Genomic DNA, 24,608 nt, shown 5'->3' with positions numbered 1-24,608 from the left:
ACTTAAGCTGCGTGCAGGCGAGTTTCTAGCCCTGCTTGGAGCGCAAATGCGCCTCAAGACGGCGCAGCAGCAGCGACAGACCGATGGTCATGAACAAATAGACCAGCGCAACCACATTATAGGTTTCGAAATAGCGAAAATTGCCTGCAGCGGTGACTTTGCCAAGCTGTGTTACATCTAGCACGCCAAGCACCGACACGAGCGAGCTATCCTTAATCATTGCGATGAAATCATTGCCCAGTGGCGGCAGAATCATGCGGATTGCTTGGGGCAACACCACAAGGCGAAACCGCTGCCAGCGGCTGAGGCCCAGCGCATTGGCCGCCTCGATCTGGCCGGGATCCACCGCTTGCAGACCTGCGCGAAACACCTCTGCAATAAAGGCGGAGTAGCCGATCATCAGCGCAATTATCGCCCGCCACAGCAGCGGAAAATCACGCATGCGGATCGCATCGAGGCCAATGAAATCCCCAAGATAATTGCGAAAAGCCACCAGCGCAGGGGCCAGAACGAAGGCCACGTAAAGCAGCAAAACCATCATCGGAATGCCACGCACAATTTCTACGTAGAACCGCGTGATTTGCCGCACCACCAGAAATTTCGACATGGCACCGAGGGCGAGCAATAGCCCTAGCACTGAGGCCAGGGCAAAGCCGACCAGCGTCACGAAGATCGTGACCCTGACCCCTTTGCTCAGCGTTCCAAGGATTTGTGCATGCAGATCATCCGTGACAATGCGGTAGAGGAAAAACGCCCCGATCGCGCCAGCCACAACCAGCCACCACGGGAAATCCTTGTCTTGTTGTGGGGAGGGTATCATCAGCGCCGCGCAATCCGTAAAAAAGGCGCCCAGATCAAGGGCGCCTTTGTAAGTGGTTGATCAACCACCCAATTTATAATCAAGGAACCATTTTTTGTTCAGCGCCTCGATCGTGCCATCTGCGGTCATATCCGCGATTGCCGCGTTCATCGCCTCGACCAGATCACTACCTTTGGGAAAGATGAACCCGAAGTCTTCCGTGCCCAGCTTTTCACCGATGATCTTGAGACCGCCATCCGACGCCTCGACATAGCCGTTACCAGCCGTACCATCGGTCAACACCAGATCGACGTCGCCCGTGCGCAGGGCTTGTACCGTCGCGCCAAAGGTCTCCATCAGTTGAATGCGCGGATTGGCTTCATCACCATCGAGCACGTCATAAACGCCGACGTAGAAAGGCGTCGTGCCGGGCTGCGCCGCCATCATCAGATCGGCATTGGCGGCAAAGCTCTTGGCATCGTCAAAACGCTCCTCGTCGCCGCGCACCAGCATGACCATTTCAGAGGTCATGTATTTATCCGAAAAATCCACCTTTTCCTTACGGTCCTCGCGGATCGTAATCCCAGTCATGCCCATGTCGAACTGGCCCTGGCTGACTGCTGCGATCATCGCATCCCACGAGATATTCTCATAAGCGACGGTGATGTTGATGCGTTTGGCGATCTCTGCCACCGCGTCATATTCCCAGCCAATCGCGTTACCTGTGCCCGGCTCAATGAACTGCAGCGGCGGATAGGCGTTTTCCGTCACCACGACGACTTCGCGCCCGTCAAGGTCGGGCAAGTGCCCGCCCGCAGTTGCGACGCTCGCCAACGCAGCAAAACCAAGGGCGGCGAGGGTTGTTGTCAATTTCATCAGGTCTCTCCCTATGTTGATTGCGATCACTATGGCGCAGAGTTTTGAAATCGCAAGATTATCTATTTTGACATTGCGCGAGCGCAGAGAGTTAACCACAGACCGGACAATTTTCGCGTGGCTTCAGCGTCATTTTTCGGGTCTCACCATAAAGCCCGTCATAGATCAGCATTTCACTGCGCAGCACACTGCCCGCCCCCGTGATCAGCTTGATCGCCTCTTGCGCCATCATTGCGCCGATCACACCGGGCAGGGGCCCCACGACACCCGCCTCCGAGCAAGGCGGCGCAAGCCCGTCAGCGGGGGCCTCAGGGAAAATACATTGATAACAGGGTGTTCCATTGGCCGGATCGAACACGCTAAGCTGCCCCTCCCATTGGCTCAGCGCCCCTGAAATCAACGGCTTGCCAAGTGCGGCGGCTGTGCGGTTCGCAAGGTAGCGTGTTTCGAAATTGTCGGTGCCGTCGAGGACCAAATCATATTCGCTGAACAATTCACGCGCGATATCCTCGCCCAATCGGCGATGATAAGGACGCACCATGACATAGGGGTTCTGCGCCAGCATCGCGTTTTGCGCCGAGAAAACTTTGGGTGTCCCAATGTCCTGATCGCGGTGGATGACCTGCCTTTGCAAGTTGGCGTTCTCGACGACATCATCGTCAATCACCCCGATCATGCCTACCCCCGCCGCTGCAAGATATTGAAGCGCAGGCGCGCCAAGCCCACCCGCACCAATCACCAGAACCTTGGCGTTCTTCAACTTCTTCTGACCCGGACCGCCGATTTCGCGCAACACGATGTGACGCGCATAGCGCTCTAATTCCTCTGGCCCGAAACTGCCTGTCTTCGGAACCTCCCGCGCAGCCTCTTCACCAACGGCTTTACTGCGCAAGGCACTCAGCGCAAACCGATAGAGGGCCACCAAACCCGCAAATCCGAGCAACAAAAGATAGGGCGCAGGCGTGCCGCCAAATGCCGCCCTAAGCGCGTGCTCTTCGGGAAAAACGAACAGCACGCCGATGACCGCCACGATCAACACGCCTATCAACACCCAGCGCTGCGCCTTTGGTGCGCCCATCAATGCGCCCAGCGCGTAAATACCCGCTGCTACGGTTAAGACCAAAAACATCAGCCGCGCCCCGTCGAACCGAAACCACCCACACCGCGCGCAGTCTCGCTCAAGGCTTGCACCAGATCAAAACGCCCCCGCACAACAGGGGCCACCACCATTTGCGCAATGCGCATACCGTGCGAAATCACAAACGCCCCCGTCCCCGCGTTCATCACAATCACCCCAAGCGGGCCGCGATAATCACTGTCAATTGTACCCGGACTATTGGCCAAGGTAATCCCATGCTTCAACGCCAGACCAGAGCGCGGACGCAGCTGCACCTCGAAACCCTCTGGAATGGCAATCCTCAAACCCGTTGGCACCAAAACGCGCCCGCCTGCTTGCAATACCACCTCGCCTTGATCCGCGAAATTCGCACGCAAATCTGCGCCAGCAGCACCAGCGCTCGCATAAAACGGCAGTCCCAGACTTTGATCCGCACCGATCTCCCAAATGACTTCTATGCGCACAGCCCATCCACTTCATTGCCAAATAAACTCAAATCCAAGGCTCTCAACCATTCAAAGCATCGGCAATTTTAAGCGCCAACCTCTCGGCCACCGCATCCTTACCCATACGCGGCCAATCCTCGGAACCACCCTCGGTAATCAGCACCACATGATTCTCAGGGCCACCCATGATCCCTGTCTCGGGCGAGACATCATTGGCCACGATCCAATCACAGCCCTTGCGCTTGCGCTTGGCCGCCGCATTGGCCAGCACATCGTCCGTTTCTGCAGCAAATCCAACAATCAGCTTTGGCCGACCGACCTCCATCTGGCTCACCTTCGCCAAAATATCGGGGTTCTCTGCAAACTCCAGAACCGGCAGTTTGCCGTCCTTTTTCTTAATTTTTGAGGCACTCGAAGAGGCCACCCGCCAATCCGCTACCGCCGCTGCAAACACACCTGCGTCCACGGGCAAAGCTGCCTCGACAGCAGACAGCATTTCAGCCGCACTTTGCACTTGCACCACCTCAACACCGCTTGGCGGTGCAACATCCGCAGGCCCTGTCACAAAAATAACCTCGGCCCCGAGCCGCGCCAAAGCCGCGCCAATCGCCGTACCCTGCGCGCCAGAGGATCGGTTCGCGATGTAACGCACCGGATCAATCGGCTCATGCGTTGGCCCTGAGGTCACAAGCACACGCTTGCCCTTCAACGGCCCTTGCGCAAAAGCCGCCTCAATCGCTGCGACAATTTCCATCGGCTCTGCCATGCGCCCCGGCCCGAATTCACCGCAGGCCATGTCGCCCTCATTGGGGCCGACAAATGAAACACCGTCCCCTTTCAAGGTCGCGACATTGCGCTGCGTCGCCGGATGATCCCACATGCGCACGTTCATCGAGGGCGCGAGGAGCATCGGAGTATCTGTAGCAAGAAGCAGCGTTGACGCTAGATCATCCGCCCGCCCCTGCGCCATCTTAGCCATCAAATCAGCCGTGCCCGGGGCCACCACCAGCAAATCTGCAGAGCGCGACAATTGAATGTGCCCCATCTCCGCCTCTTTGGTCAGATCGAACAAGTCGCGGTGCACTTCGGCGCCGGCCAGCGCAGACACAGACAAGGGCGTCACAAATTCACCCCCTGCACGTGTCAAGACTGGCGTTACAGACGCCCCCCGCTCACGCAAACGGCGGATAAGGTCGAGTGACTTGTAGGCAGCGATCCCGCCGCCGATAATCAAAAGGATATGTTTGGACTGTAGCATGCGAAAGCGCCCCAAAGCTGTTTCACCACAAGCTATGCGGGGCGCGCTCAAGGCACAAGCTCTTGCACCCTAGGCTAGAAACGCATGCACCTCGCTGCTTTGCGCTTCGAGCGTCTTGCGCATCTTTTGAAACGCCGCGGCTTCTAACTGGCGCACCCGCTCTTTGGACAGGCCAAGCTCGTTGCCGAGGCTTTCCAAGGTGCGCGGCGTGTCGAGCAACTTGCGCTCACGCACGATAAAGCGCTCGCGCTCGTTCAGCGCATTCATCGCATTAAGCAGCCACGCGCGCAGTTGCTCCGTATCGTGAGAATTTTCCACGATCTCTTCGGCCTGCGCGGTATCGTCTTCAAGTGCGTCGATCCACTCACGCCCCTCATCCTCAACAGATTGCGTCGCATTGAGCGAAAAATCCGACCCGGACAACCGTCCGTGCATCATTTCCACATCGTTCATCGGCACGCCAATCTCTGTCGAGATCATCTGGTGCAGTTGATGACGATCAAGCTCTTCGCCACGCTGCATTGCTTCGCGCTCAAGGCGCGCCTGCACGCGACGCATGTTGAAAAACAAGGACTTTTGGGAGGATGTTGAACCAGTCCGCACCATCGACCAGTTGCGCATCACATGATCCTGGATCGAGGCTTTGATCCACCACACGGCGTAGGTTGAAAAACGCACGCCGCGGTCTGGGTCAAACTTGTCCGCCGCTTTCATCAACCCCAATCCCGCCTCTTGGATAAGATCATTCATCGGCGCGCCGTAGCGACGAAACTTGGAGGCCATGGAAATCGCAAGGCGCATGTAAGCTGTGATCAAGCGGTGCAGCGCCGCCTCGTCCCGCTCGTCCCGCCAAGCATAGGCCAATTTCAATTCGGTCTCCGCATCCAGCATTTCCGCCTTCATTGCCCTGCGTGAGAACTTCGCGTCACCAACATTATCCAGTGCCATGTTCTTCCCCTTACGACTTTATTTGTCATCGACCACAGCGCATGAGGTTTTCATCGCGCTATAATAAAGTTACGCAGGTCAGCGCAAAACGGATCACTTGGAGCGCCGAAAATGTCTGGAACCCTAACATTGGTGATCGGCGGCGCTGCCTCTGGCAAATCCGCCTACGCAGAGAATTTGCTCGTGCGCACAGGAAAGGCCCGCGTCTACGTCGCGACCGCCCGCGTGCTAGATCGCGAAATGGAGCGCAAGGTCGAGCGACACAAGAACATGCGCGGCGCAGGTTGGGACACGCGCGAGGCACCGATAGCGCCCGAGCAAGTATTGAGCGCACGAAAAGCCGATGAATGCGTGCTCCTCGATTGCGCGACGATGTGGCTGATGAACCACCTGATGGACGAAAGCGACATGGAAAAAGCCGAAGCAGATTTGCTGCAGGGGATCGCAGACTGCCGCGCTGATGTGGTCGTAGTCACCAACGAACTTGGCCTTGGGATAGTGCCCGCCGATCCGCTTTCGCGCCGTTTTCGCCAGGCCCAGGGCGAGTTGAACCAGCGTCTCGCAGCGCAGGCAAATGCGGTCGTCAACGTGATCGCAGGCCTGCCACAAATCCTCAAAGGGGTACTTTGACATGCAGCGGCTTTTCCTTGTGCGCCACGGCCCGACCCACGCCAAGGGCATGATCGGCTGGACCGACCTGCCTGCCGACCTTTCCGACACAGGTGCCCTTGAGAGGCTTGATAAATATCTTCCCGATCAGGCGCGCGTGGTTTCCTCCGACCTTATCCGCACCGTAGACACCGCCAATGCAATCATGAGTGCGCGCACCCGACTGCCCCACAATCCGGCCTTGCGCGAATTCAATTTTGGCGATTGGGAAAACCGCGGCTTTAAAGATGTCTCCACCGAGGCCCCAGATCATGTGCGCGCTTTTTACGAGCAACCTGGCGATATCGCTCCGCCAAACGGCGAAAGCTGGAATGCGCTGTGCGCCCGCGTTTCCGGCGCCGTCGATACGTTGCTTCAAAGCTGCACCAGCGATCTGATCGTCGTGTGCCATTTCGGCGTGGTGCTCAGCCAGCTGCAACGCGCGAGCGGGCTGGAGAGCTATCAAACCTTTGCCCAGCGCATCGACAACCTCTCCGTAACCGAAGCGATCATCGAAGCAGGCCGCTGGCGTCCAGGCGCGATCAATCACCGTCCTTGATAGACCTGCGAACAAATCAACATTTGTGCCAAAGTGCGGCATCGGCCTAGGTTTGGTGTCATGGGTTATGATCTATATATCGGCGATTACGCCTATTCGAGTTGGTCGCTGCGTGGCTGGCTGCTCGTGAACCGTTTCGGGCTATCGGCGCGAAGCAAAATGGTCCCTTTTGTGGAGCGCGATGTCGCGCGGCAAATGGCCGATATCGGCGCAGCGCGCACGGTGCCGACGCTGGTTACGGATGACGGCGCGGTGATTTCCGAATCCGCCGCCATCGCCGAAGAACTGGCAACGCGTCATCCAGAGGCAGGCATCTGGGCCGCCGATCCTAGGGCGCGCGCGATTGCGCGGACCTTGGTCGCCGAGATGGCCACGGGGTTCACCGCGTTGCGCTCCGAATGCCCGATGAACCTTCGGGTGTGCTATCGTGACAGTGCCCCAAGTGATGAAGTTCGTGCCGATTTAGCGCGTTTGGAAACGATTTGGGCCTATGCCCGCGCACAGCGCACGACTGACGGGCCTTGGCTTTTGGGCGAATACTCTGCAGCCGATGCCTTTTTTGCACCCGTAGCCGCGCGCATCGCAGGGTATTCATTGCCTGTGGCGAAGGATGCCGCGGCCTATGTTGCCGCCCATTTGACCGATCCTGCCTTTCGCCGCTGGCGCGCAATGGGGCTGGTTCATGGACCCGATTTACCCTGGTATCGCAAGGACTACCCGACCCGCGACTGGAACGGCCCTGCCCCGCGCGCCGCAAAAGCCATTGCGACAGGCACACCAGAAAACGAAGCCTGCCCCTATTCGGGCAAAGCAATCACGCATGTGATGCAAATGGACGGGCGCATCTTTGGCTTCTGCAACCCGTTTTGCCGTAACAAGACCGTCGCCGATCCAGAAGCGTGGCCCGCGTTTATGGCACTCGTTTGATCCGCGTTTACCTTTCTTAAAGGGTTTCTCCGCTAGGCCAGTATGGTTAACAGGAGAAACCCAATGGTCGCGCATGCCTATACAGTTGCCTTCGAGGGCGTCAGCGCGCGCAGCGTCGAGGTTCAATGCGCCGTAACCCCGGGATTGCCTGCGTTTTCCATCGTCGGTCTGCCGGACAAGGCGGTGTCGGAAGCGCGCGATCGCGTGCGCGCCGCGCTCTCGGCCATGTCCATTGCACTGCCGTCGAAGCGGATCACGATTAACCTCTCACCGGCGGATTTGCCCAAGGAAGGCTCACATTTCGATCTGCCCATCGCACTCTCTTTGCTCGCGGCGCTCGACATTGTCCCTGCCGATGAAATCGAGCAAACGATTTCTTTGGGCGAACTCTCCTTGGACGGTACCCTCGTTCCCGTGGTCGGCGCATTGCCTGCCGCCATGGCCGCAGCGCGCGAAGATCGCTCGCTTTTGTGCCCTGCCGCCTCGGGCGCGGAGGCCGCATGGGTCGGCGCTGCCGAAGTGATCGCCGCGAAAACCCTTGGTGATGTGGTGCGCCATTTCACCGGTCAAAGCGCGATTGCGCCTGCTGAACCCGGCACCGTTCAGAGCGCCCGGAGCGACAAGGATATCCGCGATGTCAAAGGGCAGGAACGCGCCAAACGTGCGCTGGAAATCGCCGCTGCCGGGCGTCACCACATCCTTCTAGTAGGCACGCCCGGCTCTGGTAAATCCATGCTGGCGGCGCGCCTGCCAAGCCTTCTACCCCCCCTCAGCGCCATGGAAGCGCTAGAAACCTCGATGATCCATTCCCTGTCCGGCCTGCTGGACGAGGGCGGCATTTCGCGAACGCGACCGTTTCGCGAACCCCATCACACCGCCTCCATGGCTGCTATCATCGGCGGCGGACGCACGGCCAAACCGGGAGAAGTGTCGCTGGCGCATAATGGTGTGCTCTTCATGGACGAGTTTCCCGAATTTCCGCGACAGGTCTTGGAAACCCTGCGCCAACCGATCGAAACAGGCGAAGTGATGATCGCCCGCGCCAATGCCCATGTGAAATATCCCTGTCGCTTCATGCTGGTGGCCGCCGCCAACCCCTGCCGTTGCGGCTATGCCTTTGATCCTGCGCGAGCCTGTTCGAAAATGCCGCTTTGCGCCCAGGATTACATGGGCCGCATTTCCGGGCCTTTGATGGATCGCTTCGATCTACGGGTCGAAGTGCCACCCGTACACTTCACCGATCTCGATCTGCCCGCCAACGGCGAAAGCAGTGAAACCGTCGCAGGGCGCGTCGCCGCTGCGCGCGCGGTTCAGGACAGGCGCTTTGCAGATCACGACTGGATGCGCACCAATGCGGACGCCGAAGGGGAGGCGTTGAAAGACATCACAATGCTCTGCAGCGAGGGCAAGAAGATGCTCACCAATGGGGCAGAACGCTTCGGATTAAGCGCGCGCGGCTATCACCGCATTTTGCGCGTTGCGCGCACCGTCGCCGATCTCGAGGGCGCACAAGATATAGCGCCCAGCCATGTCGCCGAAGCCCTGAGTTTCAGATTGTCCGGCCCTGAAGGTATCTGATCAAGCGCGCTTTGCTTCGATCGCCTGCCAGATCTTTTCGGCAATGTTTACGCCGTCAAAACGCTCAAGCTCCTGAATTCCTGTGGGGGAGGTCACGTTTATTTCGGTCAGATAGTCACCGATCACATCAATCCCGACGAAAACCTGCCCTTTTTCACGCAAAAGCGGACCGATGCGCGCGCAGATCTCAAGATCACGCTCGGTCAGGCCAATCTTCTCCGGACGTCCGCCAACGTGCATGTTCGAGCGAGTTTCCCCCTTGGCGGGCACGCGGTTAATCGCACCCACTGGCTCGCCATCCACAAGAATGACCCGCTTGTCGCCGTTGGACACGTCAGGCAGAAATTTTTGCACGATCAACGGTTCGCGACTAAATCCCGTGAAAAGCTCATGCAGCGACGTCAGATTGCGATCATTCGCATCTAAGCGGAATACTCCGGCACCACCATTGCCGTAGAGCGGCTTCAGAATCACGTCCTGATGCTTTGCCTTGAACGCCTTGATCGTCTCGAGATCGCGCGCGATTGTGGTGGGCGGCGTGAGATCAGGGAAATCCAGAACCAGCAGCTTTTCAGGGTAATTTCGCACCCAAAACGGATCGTTGACGACCAGCGTTTCGCGGTGAATACGGTCCAGAATATGCGTTGATGTAATGTAGTTCATGTCGAACGGCGGGTCCTGACGCAGCCAGACCACATCCATTTCGCGTAGATCTATCACGCGCTCGGGCCCTAAATCGACGTGATCGCCCTGAATGCGCTGCACCGTAAAATCATGACCGCGCGCCGTGACGCGGCCCTCTTCATAAGCCAGCATATCAGGTGCGTAATAAAACAACGAATGGCCGCGCGCTTGGGCCTCTTCCGCCAGTCGAAAAGAACTATCAGCGTCGATATTAACGTGTTCGATCGGGTCCATTTGAAATGCGATTTTCATGTGCGCTTCTCCAGATTTCCCTGCTTACATGGCGCAGGGTCGCGGCGGGCGCAATGGCTGGCGCGTCAGAAATGGCCGATGGCGTTTTCCAGAACCTGCACTTCGCCATGCCCGTTCACAAAGGCCGCGTCGACGCGCATCGGGGTCAGTAACCCGTTGGGCTGGGTTCCCAGATATTCCTCTGCCGCAAGGCAAATGCGCTGTTGCTGGCGCGATGAAATACGCAGCGCTGCATCGGAAAAATGTCGCGCTTTCTTTACTTCGACGAAAACGACCTCGGAGCCAGAATTAAAAATCAGATCAACCTCGCCCGCTTTGCCGCGCCAGCGCCGCGCCGCCAAATGATGCCCACGGCGCTCATAATCTGCAGCTACCTGCATTTCGGCGCTTTGCCCTGCAAGGTTGGCTATGGTTCCCGTGAGTGATTTATTCATCCGTCTTCATCCGCTCGATCCAGTCCCAAGGCCATTTGATACACCTTGCGCCGCGCCATCCCATGCGCGCCCGCCACCATTTCAGAGGCATCGCGCACCGACATACGCCCCAGTGCATCGCGCAAGTCCGCTTCTAGATCAGAGACGTTAACAACCGATTGACCCGCACGATCAATCACAACGACAATTTCACCTTTCGGCGGCGCATCCTTCACGGACAAGCATAGCTCATTCAAAGTACCGCGCCTAATCTCTTCAAACTTTTTAGTTAACTCACGGCACATCGCAGCGCGCCGATCCCCCAAAGTGGCTGCGCAATCGGCCAGCATTGCGCCGATGCGCTTGGGCGATTCGTAGAAAACTAGTGTTGCGGGCACGTCCCGCAGTGCCTCGATTGCGGAAATCCGCGCAGCTTTGGAGTTGGGCAGGAATCCGGCAAACAGAAACTTGTCCGTGGGCAGCCCCGCAAGCGTCAGCGCCGTTGCCACAGCCGTGGGACCGGGGGCCGAAGTCACGAGATACCCCTGTTCTGCCACTTCTTTGGACAGATCATACCCAGGATCAGCGATCAGGGGCGTTCCCGCCTCGCTTGCGTAGGCGATCGAGCGTCCCTCAGCCAAGTATTGCATAAGTTTGGGCCGCACACGTGCACCGTTGTGATCGTGATATGAGAGCAAAGGACGATCCCCCAGTGCGATGCCGTGAATATCCATCAAACGGCGCAGCGAGCGCGTGTCCTCCGCCGCCAGAACATCCGCAGAGGCAAAAATATCCAGAGCGCGCAGTGTAATATCGCGCGCGGTGCCAATGGGCGTTGCGACAAAGTACAATCCGCCATCCAATTTCACTGTCTTTGCATTCACCTCTGGACCCGCCTTTCATGACGTTTATTATGAAGCCTTGACCGGCGGTGCCAAAAGCGACCGTCCATCAGGGGGTATATATTTTTATGTTTGCTTTTTTGTCTTCGACCCGCAAGGCGCTGACACGCGCCGTCTTTGTCTCTGCTGCGCTTGCAGTGGCAGCTTGTCAACCGATCACCGTTGGTGGCGGCACGAGCGCGGGCGGCGGCGCAGGGCCAACGATTGATACATCGGCGCCGGTTCCCGTCGCTTTGCTGATTCCAAAATCCAGCGAGGGTGCCGGCGGCGTCGCCACCGCACTCGAGAACGCAGCGCGCCTTGCAATAGCTGACCTGACCAACGTCAAAATCGATCTTCGTGTCTATGATACGGGCGGCTCGACCGAGCAAGCTGCGACTCTGGCCCAACAGGCTGTTGCAGACGGCGCGCAGATCATTCTTGGCCCGCTCTTTGCTGATGCCGCGAACGCCGCAGGCGTCGCCGTGGCCAATCAGAATGTGAATATCCTGAGCTTTTCAAACAACGCCTCCATCGCGGGTGGCAACGTCTTCGTGCTTGGCCCTACCTTCGAGAACACGGCAAACCGCTTGATGAGCTTTGCCGCGCGCCAGGGGAAAACCAAAGTGCTGATCGCACATCCCAACAACGTCGAGGGGCAGTTCGGCCGTAACGCAGTGCAACAGGCCGCGTCGCGAAACGGAATTGCCGTCGCCTCGGTCAACGGGTTCGAGTTCAGCCAGCAGGGCGTCGTCGCCGCCGTGCCGCAGATCAAATCGGCAATGGACAGCACCGGCGCAGACACGTTGGTTTTGACCTCCAACTCCGCAGGGGCGCTGCCAATCCTCGCGCAGATGCTGCCAGAAGCAGGCGTGAGCCCGGCGAACATCCAATACATCGGCCTTGGTCGCTGGGACGTGCCAGCGCAAACGCTCGACCTACCGGGCTTGCAGAACGGCTGGTTTGCGATGCCGGATCAGGCCATGATCCAGAATTTCCAGACGCGCTACACCCAAGCCTACGGCAATGCGCCGCATCAACTGGCCGGATTGGCCTATGACGGCATTGCGGCAATCGGCGCTCTTGTGGAGGCAGGCAATAGCAAGGCACTCACCGCAGGAGCCTTGACGCAGGGCGCTGGTTTTCAAGGCGTTTCCGGCGCATTCCGCCTGCGTCCCAACGGAACGAACGAACGTGCTCTCGCTGTAGCAATGGTGCGCGACAAACAGGTGGTAATCATTGACCCTGCCCCATCCAAATTCTCCGGCGCAGGCTTCTGAGCCCAAGCTGCAATTATCCCTCCTTGCACGCGAAGATCTGATCGCCCCCGCGCAAGGCATCTTTGATCGCGCCGAAGTGCTTGGCGCGATTGAGCATGATATCGAAGGCACCCGCGACGCGATGGCGATCCGCAAAGCCGTCGTCACCCATTTGGGTGCGGCGCGCGAGGCGGGAATGGACGTGATTGCAGACGCGCTGCGCGCCGCGCCTTTCGCAGCCCGGCCAATGACGCGCTCCTATACCTACCTGACGGATTGCCTGATCGAGACCGCGTTTCTGGTCGCGACCCGCATCCTGCATCCGCTGCCCAATCCAACCGAGCAGGAACGCATAGCAGTAATCGCCGTAGGCGGCTATGGACGCGGCGAAATGGCCCCTCAAAGCGACGTTGATTTGCTGTTTCTGACGCCTTACAAAGTGACCCCCTGGGCCGAGAGCGTGATTGAATCCATGCTCTATATCCTTTGGGATCTGCGCCTGAAAGTCGGACAGGCCACGCGCACGATCCGCGAGTGCATCCGCCTTGGTGGCGAAGACTTCACCATTCGCACCGCAATGCTGGAGCACCGTTTTCTAAGCGGTGACAAACCCCTTGCCGAAGCGCTGGAAGCGCGCCTGTGGGACGAGCTGTTCGCCGGATCCTCGCGCGAGTTCATCGAGGCCAAGCTCGAAGAGCGCGATTTGCGCCATGAAAAGCAGGGCGGACAACGCTATGTAGTCGAGCCGAACGTCAAGGAAGGCAAGGGCGGCTTGCGCGATCTGCAATCGCTGTTCTGGATTGCGAAATATGTCCACGGCGTGCAGGACGTCGCCGATCTGGTCACCGTAGGCGTGTTCACCGACGAGGATTTCGCCACGTTCGAGGACGCCGAGAGTTTCCTCTGGGCCGTGCGCGGCCATCTGCATCTGATCGCGCGCCGCCCAATGGAGCAACTGACATTCGATCTACAGGTCGAAGTGGCCGCGCAAATGGGCTATGTCGACGCACGGGGACGACGCGCCGTGGAAATCTTCATGCAGGATTTCTTTCGCCACGCCACCGCCGTAGGTGATCTGACGCGCATATTCCTGACCAAGCTCGAAGCAATCCACGTCAAAAGCGAACCTCTGCTCGAACGTATCTTCCGCCGCCGCCCGCGCATGAAGCAGGGCTATCAAGTGGTCCACGGGCGCCTTGCGCTCACCGATCCGGACGTGTTTCTGCAAGACAAGCTCAACATCCTGCGCCTGTTCGAGGAAGGGCTGCGCACAGGCATGTTGATCCATCCCGACGCGATGCTTTTGGTGAAGGCCAATCTTGATCTGATTGATGATGCCATGCGCAATGATCCAGAAGCGCGCCGCATCTTCCTCGATCTGATGCTCAAGCACGGCAACCCCGAACGCGCGCTGCGCCGGATGAACGAGCTAGGGGTCTTGTCCGCCTTCATTCCCGAATTCGAACCGATCGTAGCGATGATGCAATTTAATATGTATCACCACTACACGGTGGACGAACATACGATCCAGTGCATCCGCAATCTCGCGCAGATCGAACGCGGCGAATTGGAAGACGAATTGCCGATTTCCACGGAAATCCTGACCAAGGACATCAACCGCAAGGTGCTCTACGTCGCAATGCTCTTGCATGATATCGGCAAGGGACGCCCCGAGGATCACTCTATCCTCGGAGCGCAGATCGCGCGCAAGGTCGCGCCGCGCCTTGGCCTGAGCAAGGCTGAGACCGAGACCGTCGACTGGCTGGTGCGCTATCATTTGCTAATGTCCGACATGGCGCAAAAGCGCGATATCTCCGATCCGCGCACGGTGCGCGATTTCGCCAAAGCGGTACAGAACGTCAAGCGGCTCGATCTGCTGACGGTGCTGACAGTTTGCGATATTCGCGGCGTCGGGCCGAACACATGGAACAACTGGAAAGCGGTGCTGATCCGCGCGCTCTATCGCCAGACGCGTTATGCGCTGGAAAACGGCCTTGAGGATCTCAACCGCGAACAGCGCGGTACGGACGCCAAACGCGCGCTGCGCGAGGCGCTGGCGGATTGGAGCAAGAAGGCGCTCAAGGCGGAAACGGCGCGGCATTATCCGCCTTATTGGCAAGGCTTTCACGTCACCGCGCATGTGATTTTCGCCAATCTTCTGCGCGACATCGAGGACGACAAGATCGCCTTCGACATTCACCCCGACGAGGACCGTGACGCCACGCGCGTGTGCTTTGCGCTTGCCGATCATCCCGGCATCTTTTCGCGCCTTGCCGGCGCTTTGGCGCTGGTCGGTGCCAATGTTGTCGATGCCCGTACCTTCACCTCCAAGGACGGCTATGCCACCGCCGCATTCTGGATTCAGGACGGCGAAGGCAGTCCCTATGAGGACACGCGCATCGCACGCCTCAAGCAAATGATCGACAAGACCCTCAGCGGCGAAGTCGTCGCGACAGAGGCGATCAAAAACCGCGACAAAATCAAGAAACGCGAACGCGCGTTTCGCGTACCGACCCATATTACCTTCGACAATGAAGGCTCCGAGATCTACACGATCATCGAAGTAGACACGCGCGACCGCCCCGGCCTGCTCTATGATCTGACCCGCTGCATGGCGAGCATGAACGTCTATATTTCTTCCGCCGTTATCGCCACATATGGCGAACAGGTGGTCGATACCTTCTACGTCAAGGATATGTTCGGTTTGAAATTCTACACCGCCTCCAAACAGCGAACGCTTGAAAAGAAATTGCGCGACGCGATCAGCGAGGGCGCAGAGCGCGCGCGCCTGTCATGAGCAGCCCGGTGCGGATGATTTCAGGCGTGTTCACCGTTGGAATGTGGACCTTACTGAGCCGCGTGCTCGGCTTCGTGCGCGATGCGCTGATCCTGTCCTACCTTGGCACCGGCCCGGCCTATCAAGCCTTCGTGGTCGCCTTTCGCCTGCCCAACATGTTTCGCCGTTTCTTTGCCGAAGGGGCATTCAATCTCGCCTTCGTGCCAATGTTCTCCAAGCGGTTGGAGGCGAATGATCAACCCAATGCCTTCGCGAACGAGGCGTTCTCGGGGCTGGCGAGCATCCTGATCGTTTTCACTATCGCCGCGCAGGTGGCAATGCCCTGGCTCATCTATGCACTCGCGAGCGGCTTTGCAGGCACGGAAACCTTCGACCTTTCAGTCGAATTCGGGCGCATCGCCTTTCCCTATATCCTGTTCATCTCGCTAGCCGCACTTGCCTCTGGCGTACTCAACGCTGCGGGCCGCTTTGCCGCCGCTGCCGCTGCACCTGTTTTGCTGAACATCCTCTTGGTTAGCGCTATCCTCTTTGCCGCCTACACAGGGCGCGATGTGGCGCGCGCGCTGATCTGGATGATCCCGCTTGCAGGCTTCGCGCAACTGGTTCTGGTCTGGATCGCTGCCAAGCGCGCAGGCATCATGCTACGCCTTCAACGCCCGCGCTTTACCCCCGACATGCGCCATCTGGTAAAGATCGCCGTCCCCGCCGCTATGGCGGGCGGCGTCATGCAGATCAACCTGCTCGTGGGCCAGCAGGTCGCCAGCTACTTTGATCGCGCGGTGGGCTGGCTCTTTGCCGCTGATCGCCTCTATCAACTACCGCTCGGCGTGGTCGGCATCGCCGTTGGCATCGTGCTCTTGCCAGACCTGTCGCGCCGCTTGCAATCGGGCGATGACAGGGGCGCGCGCGCCGCCTTTTCGCGCGCTACGGAAATTTCGCTCGCGCTCACCATTCCCGCTTCGGTCGCGCTGATGGTAATCCCGCTGCCGCTGGTCACCGTTTTGTTCGAGCGCGGCGCGATGACCTCCGATGACAGCGCCGCCATCGCCGTGGCCGTGGCGATCTACGGCCTAGGTCTGCCTGCATTCGTGCTGCAAAAGACCCTGCAGCCACTATTCTACGCACGCGAGGACACGAAATCCCCTTTCCGCTACGCGCTTGTCGCCATGGCCGTCAACGCAGCACTCGCGTTTGGCCTCGCGCCGTTTATCGGCTGGATCGCGCCTGCCATCGCCACGACACTCGCGGGCTGGATCATGGTGCTCTGCCTCGCGATCGGTACGCGCCCCATGGGCGAAGTCGCACGCTTTGACGCGCAACTGCGCCGCCGCATCTGGCGCATTTGCCTCGCCTCCGCATCAATGGGCGGCATCCTCTGGAGCGCAAGCGCCTCCATGTCTACTTTCCTCGGGATGGACGGCTGGCGCTATCTGGCGCTATTCATTCTGGTGGCGATCGGCATGGCCAGCTATTTTGCGCTCGCACAGCTGACTGGAGCGATACGCCTCTCGGAACTCAAAGGCGCGATGCGGCGCGGTCATTAACCCCTTCATTTTCCAAAATAAACTTCGGGGGAGTCTGCACATGCAGACGGGGGCTGGCCCCCTTTTTTTCAGTCACGCTTCATCTTTTCCCGAAGCCGCGAAAATCCTCCGGGGCTCACGATGAAAGACATGCAGAACCCTGTTGCAAACCCGACCACATCCGCGACCCAATCACTCTGCACACCAAAGATCAGCCCGAACACCAACTGTATCCCCATCAGGAATCCGATCAGCGTAAACGCCCTCACCTGCTGCGCCCCAAGCTCCCCAAGCTTGAGCCATAATAGATAGGTAAACGCCCCGATAAGCCCGTAAACGCCTGGAAATCCCCCCACCAACGGGGCTTGATCATCCAGCAGCACCGCATAGGCCAAGGCACCGATCGCCCCGGACAGCACGAAAACGCTGAGGGTCGCAAGACCCGTAAAGACCTCTCCCACCATCTTGCCCAGCGCCAGAAGCATCACGCAGACGAACAGCGCATGAGTGAAACTTGTGTGCACAAAAAGATAACTCACGAAGCGGATCAAATGCTCTGCGGGCCATTGCCCGTTGTCCCACATCCAATCGAAAATCAGCCCCGAAAATGCATAACTCTGCACCGCTTCCAAGCGCCATCCGATCCCCGCAGGCCCCCCGATGATCCCTCGCGCTGCCAAAGATACTGTCGCCTCGATCCCGATCACCATCAGGAACATCGCCACCACGACAGGGGGCAACGGATTGACAGGGCTGATCGTTTCGGGCGTGCGGTCTGGATCTTGTGACATTGTGTTTGGCCTGCTTTGCTTGACGATACGGACACCCATGGGTAGATCAGCCGGACTCAACAATCCAGATGGAGATTTCCCATGACAGAGGTGGTCCACACACCCCGTGTCTTTTCAGGCATCCAGCCTTCGGGCGGCCTGACCCTTGGCAACTATCTCGGCGCGATCAAGCGTTTCGTCGATATGCAGGAAAGCGGCATTGAAACGCTTTATTGCATGGTCGACCTGCACGCCATTACCGTCTGGCAAGACCCTGCAGACTTGCGCCACAACACGCGCGAATTGGCCGCTGGCTACATCGCAGCTGGCCTCGATCCTGCGAAATCCATCTTGTTCAATCAATCCCAGGTCTCGGCCCATGCCGAGCTTGGTTGGCTCTTCAGCTGCGTCGCCCGTATGGGCTGGATGAAGCGGATGACCCAGTTCAAGGACAAGGCCGGCAAGAACGCCGAAAACGCCTCGCTTGGTTTGTTCGGTTATCCTGCGCTCATGGCCGCTGATATCTTGATCTACCACTCGACGCACGTGCCTGTAGGTGAAGATCAAAAGCAACATCTAGAGCTGACCCGCGATGTCGCGGCTAAATTCAATCATGATTTTGGCGTGGATTTCTTTCCAATGACCGAACCTGTGATCGAGGGCGCAGCGACGCGTGTGATGTCCTTGCGCGATGGCACCAAAAAGATGTCCAAATCCGATCCCTCCGATGCCGCGCGCATTAATATGACCGATGACGCGGATACGATCGCCAAGAAAATTCGCAAAGCCAAGACGGATCCGGATGCCTTGCCCTCCGAGGCCAAAGGCCTTGAGGATCGTCCAGAAGCGCGCAATCTCGTGAACATCTTCGCGGCCCTCAGCGATCAATCCGCCGATGCGGTTCTGGCCGATGTAGGCGGCAAGCAGTTCTCCGAGTTCAAGCCGATGCTCGTCGATCTTGCGGTCGAAAAGCTCTCGCCGATCAGCGCAGAAATGGCCCGCCTCATGGGCGATCCTGCGGAAATCGATCGCATTCTCGGGCAAGGCTCTGCGCGCGCGCGTAAAATCGCCAATCCGATTCTGGAAAAAACCTATGATATCGTCGGCATGATCCGCTCCTGATCGGGCACCGGGTTCACTAAATTCAAAGGGCGTATCTTCGGGTGCGCCCTTTTTTTTCGCGCCTCAGGTGGCTATCGCCAACCAATCATCCACAAGCTGTCACGCCTTCGCGCAAAATTCGACAAAGTTGCGCCAAATTTTTACGATACTCCTGTCAGCGTTAACTCGGTTTTCAGAGCTTTGCGCATATTTCAGCGCATCCGCTTTCGGAGTGTAAGTGATGCCTGTTTATTCCTTAATGGCCTATTCGAACACCGACCTTGGTCGCTCATCTGGCTCTATTTCTACAGGTACGTTTACCGCTAGTGGCACGCCCTCGACCATGCAAGTTCTCGATGATGACGGCGTTTTCGATGATGAAAGCGGGGGTGGCGGCCAAACCGTCGATTTTAGCCAGCAAACCCTGGCCACGCCCTTCGATGGATCCTACGGCGCGGGGCAAGTGGTGCAATCCGTCTATCGCTACACGGTAACGAACAATACCACGGGCGAAACCGGCAATGCCTACCTCATCCGCATCTATACCGGCACCGATCCTGCCGCGCGCGGCGGGCAAGATGGCGACTATTACAACGCTTTCGACATTCCCGTTTCGCCGGGCGATTCGATCACCTTGTCCTCGGGCAATTATCGCGGCCAGATCGACTACTCGAGCTTGGTGGTCTGTTTCACCGCCGGCACCGATATCCTGACCGACAAGGGCCCTAGAGCGATAGAAACCCTTCGCGTCGGCGATCGCGTCGCCACCCGCGACAACGGCTATCAGCCCCTGCGCTGGATCGGCGCAAAAACCGTCCTTGCACGCGGCAAACTCGCCCCGGTGCGCATCGCAGCGGACAGGCTCGGCAACACCCGCGATCTGCTTGTGTCCCCGAACCATCGCATGCTGGTCGAAGCCGCCTCCGCAGATATTCTCTTCGCAGAGCACGAGGTGCTGGTCAGCGCCAAACATTTGTGTACGAACCCCGGGATAACCCGTGTTTATGGCGGCGCGGTCACCTATATCCACATGCTTTTCGAGCGTCACGAGATCGTTTTCGCCAACGGCGCCCCAAGCGAAAGTTTCTTCCCCGGCGACGCCGCGCTCGACGCATTGGACCTGCGCGCGCGCAGCGAGGTGCTCTCGCTCTTTCCCGAACTGGCAAGGCACGCGCGCGGCGACTTCGATGCCACCGCCCGCCTGTGCCTGCGCAAACACGAAGCGCAACTGCTCGGCGCACTGACGTTCTAGCCACAGGTCCTAAACACGAGGCGCATTACACATGATCCAACTAGACCTGCACCGCCAAGCCTCCTAGATTGCCCCGAACCAACGGGGGGACGATTATGGCGACCGGAACGAACATCAAAACCTACTTCGAAGGACGCTGGCATGATGCGGACATCAGCGTCATGAAAGCGGCCGATCATGGCGCATGGCTCGGCACCACGGTGTTCGACGGCGCGCGTTTCGTGAACGGCAAGGCACCTGATCTTGAGCGCCACCTCGCCCGCGTCAACCGCTCTGCCGAAGCGCTGATGATCACCCCCAACGTCGCCACGAGCGACATGCTCGATATCGTGCGCGAAGGTCTTAAATCCTACGGCCCCGGCGATGCGGTCTATATCCGCCCTATGTACTGGGCGCTCGAGGGCGATGAGATGGGCATCGTTCCACGCCCCGGCGCCACAGGCTTCGCGATCTCGCTCGAGCTCATCCCGATGGCCCCTCCCGAGGCTGCGACGACATTGACCACCACCCGCTTTCGCCGCCCCGTGATGGAGGACAACGTCGTCAATGCCAAAGCCGGTTGCCTCTATCCGAACAACGCACGCATGTTGGCCGAGGCGCGCCGCAAAGGCTTCGGCAATGCGCTGGTGGCGGATGCCATGGGCAACGTCGCCGAAACCGCCTCCGCCAACGTATTCATGGTCAAGGACGGTGAGGTGTTCACGCCCATCCCCAACGGAACGTTCTTGGCGGGCATCACCCGCGCGCGCCACATGTCCAACCTCGCGCTGGATGGCACAAAAGTGCATGAAACCGTGCTGAGTTTCGATGATTTCAAAAATGCGGACGAAGTTTTTCTTTCTGGCAACATGAGCAAAGTAACCCCCGTCACCGCCTTTGACGAACGCCAATACCAAATCGGCCCCGTCACTCGCCGCGTGCGCGAGATGTATTGGGATTGGGCTGCGTCGCAACCACTTTGATCTTTCTCTTTCCAAAAATATCGCGGGGAATCGATCTTCGATCGACGGGGCAGAGCCCCAAAATCAAACAAACCTGCGCCTGCGCAGCAGGCACATTTTGAAACCGCGAAAACCGTTGCGCCGACCTGTGCGTTGCGCCATGCTCGAAAGTGGCCTGCAAGGAGCGAAGATATGCGGAAATTTCTGGTTGTGTTGGACGATAGCCGCGAATGCCTGAACGCGATGCGGTTCGCCGCGATGCGCGCTGCGAACACGGGCGGCGGCGTGGAAATTCTTTCTGTGATTCCTCCGGATGAATTCAACCACTGGATCGGCGTCGGCGATATCATGCGCGAAGAGGCGCGCGAGAGGATTCATGCCCATTTCGAGGTATTCGCCAAATGGATGCGCGACAAGCAAGGAGTGGACCCGGAACTTGTGATCCGCGAAGGCGATCCGGTCGAGCAAATTCTTGCCCAGTGCAATGATGACGACGAAGTCGGTGTGCTGGTTCTTGGTGCCAGCTCGGACAAGAAAGGCCCTGGTCCGCTGGTCACACAGCTCACGCGCAGTTCGGGCAGCCTTGATATTCCGATCACCATCGTTCCGGGCGAGTTGTCCAAAGAACGCCTCGAGGCGATCACTTAAGGCATAACGCAGTACATCGGCGCATTCGCAGCAATCGTTGGGACTTGCTGCGACTTGCCACCTAGTTTAGAATGCTTCTAAATATTGACAAAACGACGCGCGCCACACATATCAATCTCACCCTGCTGGAGAGACACATCATGTTTATTCAAACCGAATCCACGCCAAACCCTGCGACCCTGAAATTCCTGCCCGGCCAGACCGTGCTTGAAATGGGCACAGCTGATTTCCCGAATTCCGTAGGCGCGGAAGTTTCCCCCCTCGCCGCGCGCATTTTTGGCGTCGATGGCACCACGGGCGTCTTCTTCGGCACGGATTTCATCACAGTGACCAAGGATGACGCAGTCGAATGGGATCACATCAAACCTGCGATCCTTGGCGCGATCATGGAGCATTTCCAATCCGGCTCTCCCATCATGGCAGGTGACGCGGCCCAGCCCAATTCGGGCCATGCGGAGCACACGGGCGAGCATGGTGAAATCGTCGGGCAGATCAAAGAATTGCTCGACAGCCGTGTGCGTCCTGCCGTTGCGCAAGACGGCGGCGATATCACCTTCCACGGTTTTGATCGCGGCGTCGTTTACCTGCACATGCAAGGTGCATGCGCTGGTTGTCCTTCGTCCACTTTGACGCTGAAGATGGGTATCGAGAACCTGCTGCGCCACTACATTCCCGAAGTCACCGAAGTGCGCCCCGTTGCAGTCTGACCCAATCGTTCTGGCATTTGATACATCGGCCGCACATTGTGCGGCCGCTTTGCTGTGCGGCAGCACCATCATCGCTGAGCGGCGCGAGGAAATGGCACGCGGTCAAGCAGAGCGGATCATGGTTTTGCTCGAAGACATACTGCAAGAGCAAAGCACCGCTTGGGGTGGTCTCAGCGCAATCGGCGTAGGCATCGGGCCAGGTAATTTCACAGGCATCCGGATTTCCGTCAGCGCTGCGCGCGGCTTGGCCTTGGGGCTTGGTATCCCTGCGATAGGCGTGAACAGGTTTGATATCATCGCAGCCACGACACCCGGACAAGGCTATCCATGCGTGCCTGCTCCGCAGGGCAAATTCTATGTGCAAAAGCACGGTGCAGAGGCGAAAATGCTGACCCGCGATGAAGCTGACACGCTAAGCCGCCCTCTCGTCTTTGAGACCAAAGACCTCAACCCGGCTATCACAATCGCCCAAATTGCAGCTGCACGCTTTGGCGTTGATCAACCGCGCCCTGCGCCGCTCTACATCAAGGCGGCTGATGCAGCCCCGCCCCGCGATGCGCCGCCGCTCATTGTTCCATGACGCCCGAAGACCTCGCAGCGCTTCATGCACGCGCAAGCGCATCCCCTTGGAACGCCCGGAGTTTTGCCTCTCAACTGGCGCAAACCGGCGCGCTCTACGTGCATACGCACCGTGCCTTTGCGATCGGCCGCGCCGTTCTGGAAGAGGTGGAGCTGCTGCAAATCGCGACCGATCCAGTTTACCAAAAGCAGGGCCATGGCCAGCATATTCTGAGCGCCTTCGAGGCACAGGCCAAAGCCCTCAACTGCACCCGCGCATTCCTTGAAGTCGCGCAGGGCAACGCCTCTGCAATCGCGCTTTACACATCCGCAGGTTGGATTTTGGACGGACAGCGCAAAGGCTACTATAGATATGCAAATGGCACGCGCGAAGATGCACTTCTTCTATCAAAAGACCTCTGATCCCAAATACTTGCGCGACTGTAGCGCTGACGCAAAGTAAATACAGGCCGACAAGTGCAGGAGAGGTATTTTGACAAGAATCGGTTGACCCCGCCCCGTCCCTGCGCCCTAATCACGCATGGACGCGCGGATGCTCGCGCGCGGTTTTAATCTGCGTCTTAGCGCCAGACGGACCGATCATCCGAAACAAACTGGGAGACACTTATGTCTGTAATGCAAAAATTCCTCGGTGGCGCGGCTGCTGTTGCGCTAAGCGCCGGTGCCTTGGTTGCCGAGCCTGCCATGATCTTCGATTTGGGCGGCAAATTCGACAAATCATTCAACGAATCCGCCTTCGCTGGCGCGACGCGCTGGGCCGAAGAAACAGGCGGCACCTTCCGCGAGATCGAGCTTCAGTCCGAAGCCCAGCGTGAGCAGGCTCTGCGCCGCTTCGCCGAAGCCGGTGCAAACCCGATCGTCATGACGGGTTTTGCCTTCGGCAACGTGCTGACCGAAGTTGCACCCGATTATCCAGACACGAAATTCGCGATCATCGACATGGTCGTCGATCAGCCAAACGTGCGCTCTGTCGTATTCAACGAGCATGAGGGTTCCTACCTTGTGGGCATGATGGCCGCGATGGCATCCAAGTCTGGCACAGTCGGTTTCATTGGCGGCATGGACATTCCGCTCATCCGCAAGTTTGCATGTGGCTACGCCCAGGGCGTCAAGGCAGTGAACGCGGACGCAACGGTTGTCGCCAACATGACAGGCACGACACCAGCGGCCTGGAATGACCCGGTCAAAGGCTCCGAGTTGACCAAGGCACAGATCAGCCAAGGCGCGGACGTCGTCTATGCAGCCGCTGGCGGCACGGGCGTTGGCGTTCTGCAAACCGCAGCGGACGAGGGCGTTTTGTCCATCGGCGTGGACAGCAACCAAAACTACCTGCACTCCGGCCAGGTCCTGACATCCATGATGAAGCGCGTCGATAATGCGGTTTATCAAGCGATGACGGACGGCGTCGACATGGAAACCGGCTTTAACGTGATGGGTATCGCCAACGGCGGCGTTGGCTACGCGATGGACGAGCATAACGCAGCGCTCGTATCTGCCGACATGCAAGCGGCGGTCGATGAGGCGTCTGCCAATATCGCGTCCGGCGCGTTGACAGTCCATGACTACATGTCCGACGACAGCTGCCCCGCGCTGAGCTTCTAAGACGCGCTGGTTTTGATCAAATAGAAAAGGCCGCGCAGCGAAA

Annotated in this window: 25 protein-coding genes; 15 read left to right on the top strand and 10 right to left on the bottom strand. The window is 58.5% G+C overall.

What is annotated here, in order from left to right; translation table 11 throughout:
• Positions 1–25: 25 nt before the first annotated feature.
• The 6 genes from B9P63_RS02450 to B9P63_RS02425 form a co-directional block, all read right to left on the bottom strand.
• Positions 26–820, bottom strand: coding sequence for an amino acid ABC transporter permease (locus tag B9P63_RS02450; protein WP_085306937.1), 795 nt, complete (start codon positions 818–820; stop codon positions 26–28).
• A 60-nt stretch (positions 821–880) separates the two neighbouring features.
• Positions 881–1,675: a transporter substrate-binding domain-containing protein gene (locus tag B9P63_RS02445; RefSeq protein WP_085306936.1), complete on the bottom strand. Its 795-nt coding sequence runs from the start codon at positions 1,673–1,675 to the stop codon at positions 881–883.
• A 91-nt stretch (positions 1,676–1,766) separates the two neighbouring features.
• Positions 1,767–2,804: a HesA/MoeB/ThiF family protein gene (locus B9P63_RS02440; RefSeq protein WP_085306935.1), complete on the bottom strand. Its 1,038-nt coding sequence runs from the start codon at positions 2,802–2,804 to the stop codon at positions 1,767–1,769.
• On the bottom strand, positions 2,804–3,256 hold the full coding sequence (dut, locus tag B9P63_RS02435; protein WP_085306934.1) for a dUTP diphosphatase: 453 nt from the start codon (positions 3,254–3,256) through the stop codon (positions 2,804–2,806). Before dut ends, B9P63_RS02440 begins: the two co-directional genes overlap by 1 nt.
• 43 nt (positions 3,257–3,299) lie before the next feature.
• Positions 3,300–4,496, bottom strand: a complete 1,197-nt coding sequence (gene coaBC / locus B9P63_RS02430; RefSeq protein ID WP_085306933.1) for a bifunctional phosphopantothenoylcysteine decarboxylase/phosphopantothenate--cysteine ligase CoaBC — start codon at positions 4,494–4,496, stop codon at positions 3,300–3,302.
• A gap of 69 nt (positions 4,497–4,565) precedes the next feature.
• Positions 4,566–5,444: an RNA polymerase factor sigma-32 gene (locus B9P63_RS02425; RefSeq protein WP_085306932.1), complete on the bottom strand. Its 879-nt coding sequence runs from the start codon at positions 5,442–5,444 to the stop codon at positions 4,566–4,568.
• A gap of 111 nt (positions 5,445–5,555) precedes the next feature.
• On the opposite strand from B9P63_RS02425, the gene cobU reads away from it, so the two are divergent.
• From cobU to B9P63_RS02405, 4 genes are all read left to right on the top strand, one after another.
• Positions 5,556–6,074: a bifunctional adenosylcobinamide kinase/adenosylcobinamide-phosphate guanylyltransferase gene (gene cobU, locus B9P63_RS02420; protein WP_085306931.1), complete on the top strand. Its 519-nt coding sequence runs from the start codon at positions 5,556–5,558 to the stop codon at positions 6,072–6,074.
• Position 6,075: 1 nt separating this feature from the next.
• Complete coding sequence (locus tag B9P63_RS02415) at positions 6,076–6,651, top strand: histidine phosphatase family protein (protein WP_085306930.1); 576 nt, start codon at positions 6,076–6,078, stop codon at positions 6,649–6,651.
• Between the two features lie 60 nt (positions 6,652–6,711).
• Positions 6,712–7,578, top strand: a complete 867-nt coding sequence (locus B9P63_RS02410; RefSeq protein WP_085306929.1) for a glutathione S-transferase — start codon at positions 6,712–6,714, stop codon at positions 7,576–7,578.
• A 63-nt stretch (positions 7,579–7,641) separates the two neighbouring features.
• The gene (locus B9P63_RS02405) at positions 7,642–9,156 is read left to right on the top strand and encodes a YifB family Mg chelatase-like AAA ATPase (RefSeq protein WP_085306928.1); all 1,515 of its coding nucleotides are present in this window, start codon (positions 7,642–7,644) and stop codon (positions 9,154–9,156) included.
• Here B9P63_RS02405 and gshB read toward each other — a convergent pair whose 3' ends face one another.
• From gshB to rsmI, 3 genes are all read right to left on the bottom strand, one after another.
• A complete protein-coding gene (gshB, locus tag B9P63_RS02400) occupies positions 9,157–10,092 on the bottom strand; it encodes a glutathione synthase (protein ID WP_085306927.1) in 936 nt (311 codons plus the stop codon). It lies immediately after the preceding gene.
• 65 nt (positions 10,093–10,157) lie between these two features.
• Positions 10,158–10,526, bottom strand: a complete 369-nt coding sequence (locus B9P63_RS02395) for a YraN family protein (protein WP_085306926.1) — start codon at positions 10,524–10,526, stop codon at positions 10,158–10,160.
• Entirely contained in the window at positions 10,523–11,389 is an 867-nt protein-coding gene (gene rsmI / locus B9P63_RS02390; RefSeq protein ID WP_085306925.1) for a 16S rRNA (cytidine(1402)-2'-O)-methyltransferase, read from the bottom strand. Before rsmI ends, B9P63_RS02395 begins: the two co-directional genes overlap by 4 nt.
• A gap of 86 nt (positions 11,390–11,475) precedes the next feature.
• On the opposite strand from rsmI, the gene B9P63_RS02385 reads away from it, so the two are divergent.
• Genes B9P63_RS02385 through murJ form a run of 3 tightly spaced genes read left to right on the top strand, consistent with a single transcriptional unit; the run spans position 11,476 to position 16,986 of the window.
• Entirely contained in the window at positions 11,476–12,666 is a 1,191-nt protein-coding gene (locus B9P63_RS02385; protein ID WP_085306924.1) for a penicillin-binding protein activator, read from the top strand.
• Complete coding sequence (locus B9P63_RS02380; RefSeq protein WP_085306923.1) at positions 12,626–15,442, top strand: [protein-PII] uridylyltransferase; 2,817 nt, start codon at positions 12,626–12,628, stop codon at positions 15,440–15,442. Before B9P63_RS02385 ends, B9P63_RS02380 begins: the two co-directional genes overlap by 41 nt.
• Positions 15,439–16,986, top strand: a complete 1,548-nt coding sequence (murJ, locus tag B9P63_RS02375; protein WP_085306922.1) for a murein biosynthesis integral membrane protein MurJ — start codon at positions 15,439–15,441, stop codon at positions 16,984–16,986. The genes B9P63_RS02380 and murJ overlap by 4 nt, the downstream gene beginning before the upstream one ends.
• Positions 16,987–17,054: 68 nt before the next feature.
• On the opposite strand, the gene B9P63_RS02370 is transcribed toward murJ, so the two are convergent.
• Positions 17,055–17,756: a rhomboid family intramembrane serine protease gene (locus B9P63_RS02370; protein WP_085307069.1), complete on the bottom strand. Its 702-nt coding sequence runs from the start codon at positions 17,754–17,756 to the stop codon at positions 17,055–17,057.
• 81 nt (positions 17,757–17,837) lie between these two features.
• Between B9P63_RS02370 and trpS the strand changes: the two genes are divergently transcribed.
• The 8 genes from trpS to B9P63_RS02330 all read left to right on the top strand — a co-directional run bounded on the left by trpS (position 17,838) and on the right by B9P63_RS02330 (position 24,565).
• Complete coding sequence (gene trpS, locus B9P63_RS02365) at positions 17,838–18,857, top strand: tryptophan--tRNA ligase (RefSeq protein ID WP_085306921.1); 1,020 nt, start codon at positions 17,838–17,840, stop codon at positions 18,855–18,857.
• 220 nt (positions 18,858–19,077) lie between these two features.
• Positions 19,078–20,088 carry a Hint domain-containing protein gene (locus B9P63_RS02360; protein WP_085306920.1) on the top strand — a complete coding sequence of 337 codons (1,011 nt, stop codon included), beginning with the start codon at positions 19,078–19,080 and terminating at the stop codon, positions 20,086–20,088.
• A gap of 95 nt (positions 20,089–20,183) precedes the next feature.
• Positions 20,184–21,050, top strand: coding sequence for a branched-chain amino acid aminotransferase (locus tag B9P63_RS02355; RefSeq protein WP_085306919.1), 867 nt, complete (start codon positions 20,184–20,186; stop codon positions 21,048–21,050).
• Positions 21,051–21,221: 171 nt separating this feature from the next.
• On the top strand, positions 21,222–21,677 hold the full coding sequence (locus B9P63_RS02350; protein ID WP_085306918.1) for a universal stress protein: 456 nt from the start codon (positions 21,222–21,224) through the stop codon (positions 21,675–21,677).
• A 140-nt stretch (positions 21,678–21,817) separates the two neighbouring features.
• Complete coding sequence (locus B9P63_RS02345; RefSeq protein WP_085307068.1) at positions 21,818–22,384, top strand: NifU family protein; 567 nt, start codon at positions 21,818–21,820, stop codon at positions 22,382–22,384.
• Positions 22,374–22,964 (top strand): tRNA (adenosine(37)-N6)-threonylcarbamoyltransferase complex dimerization subunit type 1 TsaB, encoded by a 591-nt coding sequence (tsaB, locus tag B9P63_RS02340; protein ID WP_085306917.1) that lies wholly within the window; start codon positions 22,374–22,376, stop codon positions 22,962–22,964. Before B9P63_RS02345 ends, tsaB begins: the two co-directional genes overlap by 11 nt.
• Complete coding sequence (locus tag B9P63_RS02335; protein WP_085306916.1) at positions 22,961–23,365, top strand: GNAT family N-acetyltransferase; 405 nt, start codon at positions 22,961–22,963, stop codon at positions 23,363–23,365. The genes tsaB and B9P63_RS02335 overlap by 4 nt, the downstream gene beginning before the upstream one ends.
• 204 nt (positions 23,366–23,569) lie before the next feature.
• Positions 23,570–24,565, top strand: a complete 996-nt coding sequence (locus B9P63_RS02330) for a BMP family lipoprotein (RefSeq protein ID WP_085306915.1) — start codon at positions 23,570–23,572, stop codon at positions 24,563–24,565.
• The last annotated feature ends 43 nt before the right edge of the window (positions 24,566–24,608 follow it).

The sequence above is a fragment of the Planktotalea arctica genome (genome assembly GCF_002105285.1).
Lineage (GTDB): Bacteria > Pseudomonadota > Alphaproteobacteria > Rhodobacterales > Rhodobacteraceae > Planktotalea > Planktotalea arctica.
Note: the sequence above shows the minus strand (reverse complement) of the source record. Positions and strands in the feature narration are given on the sequence as shown.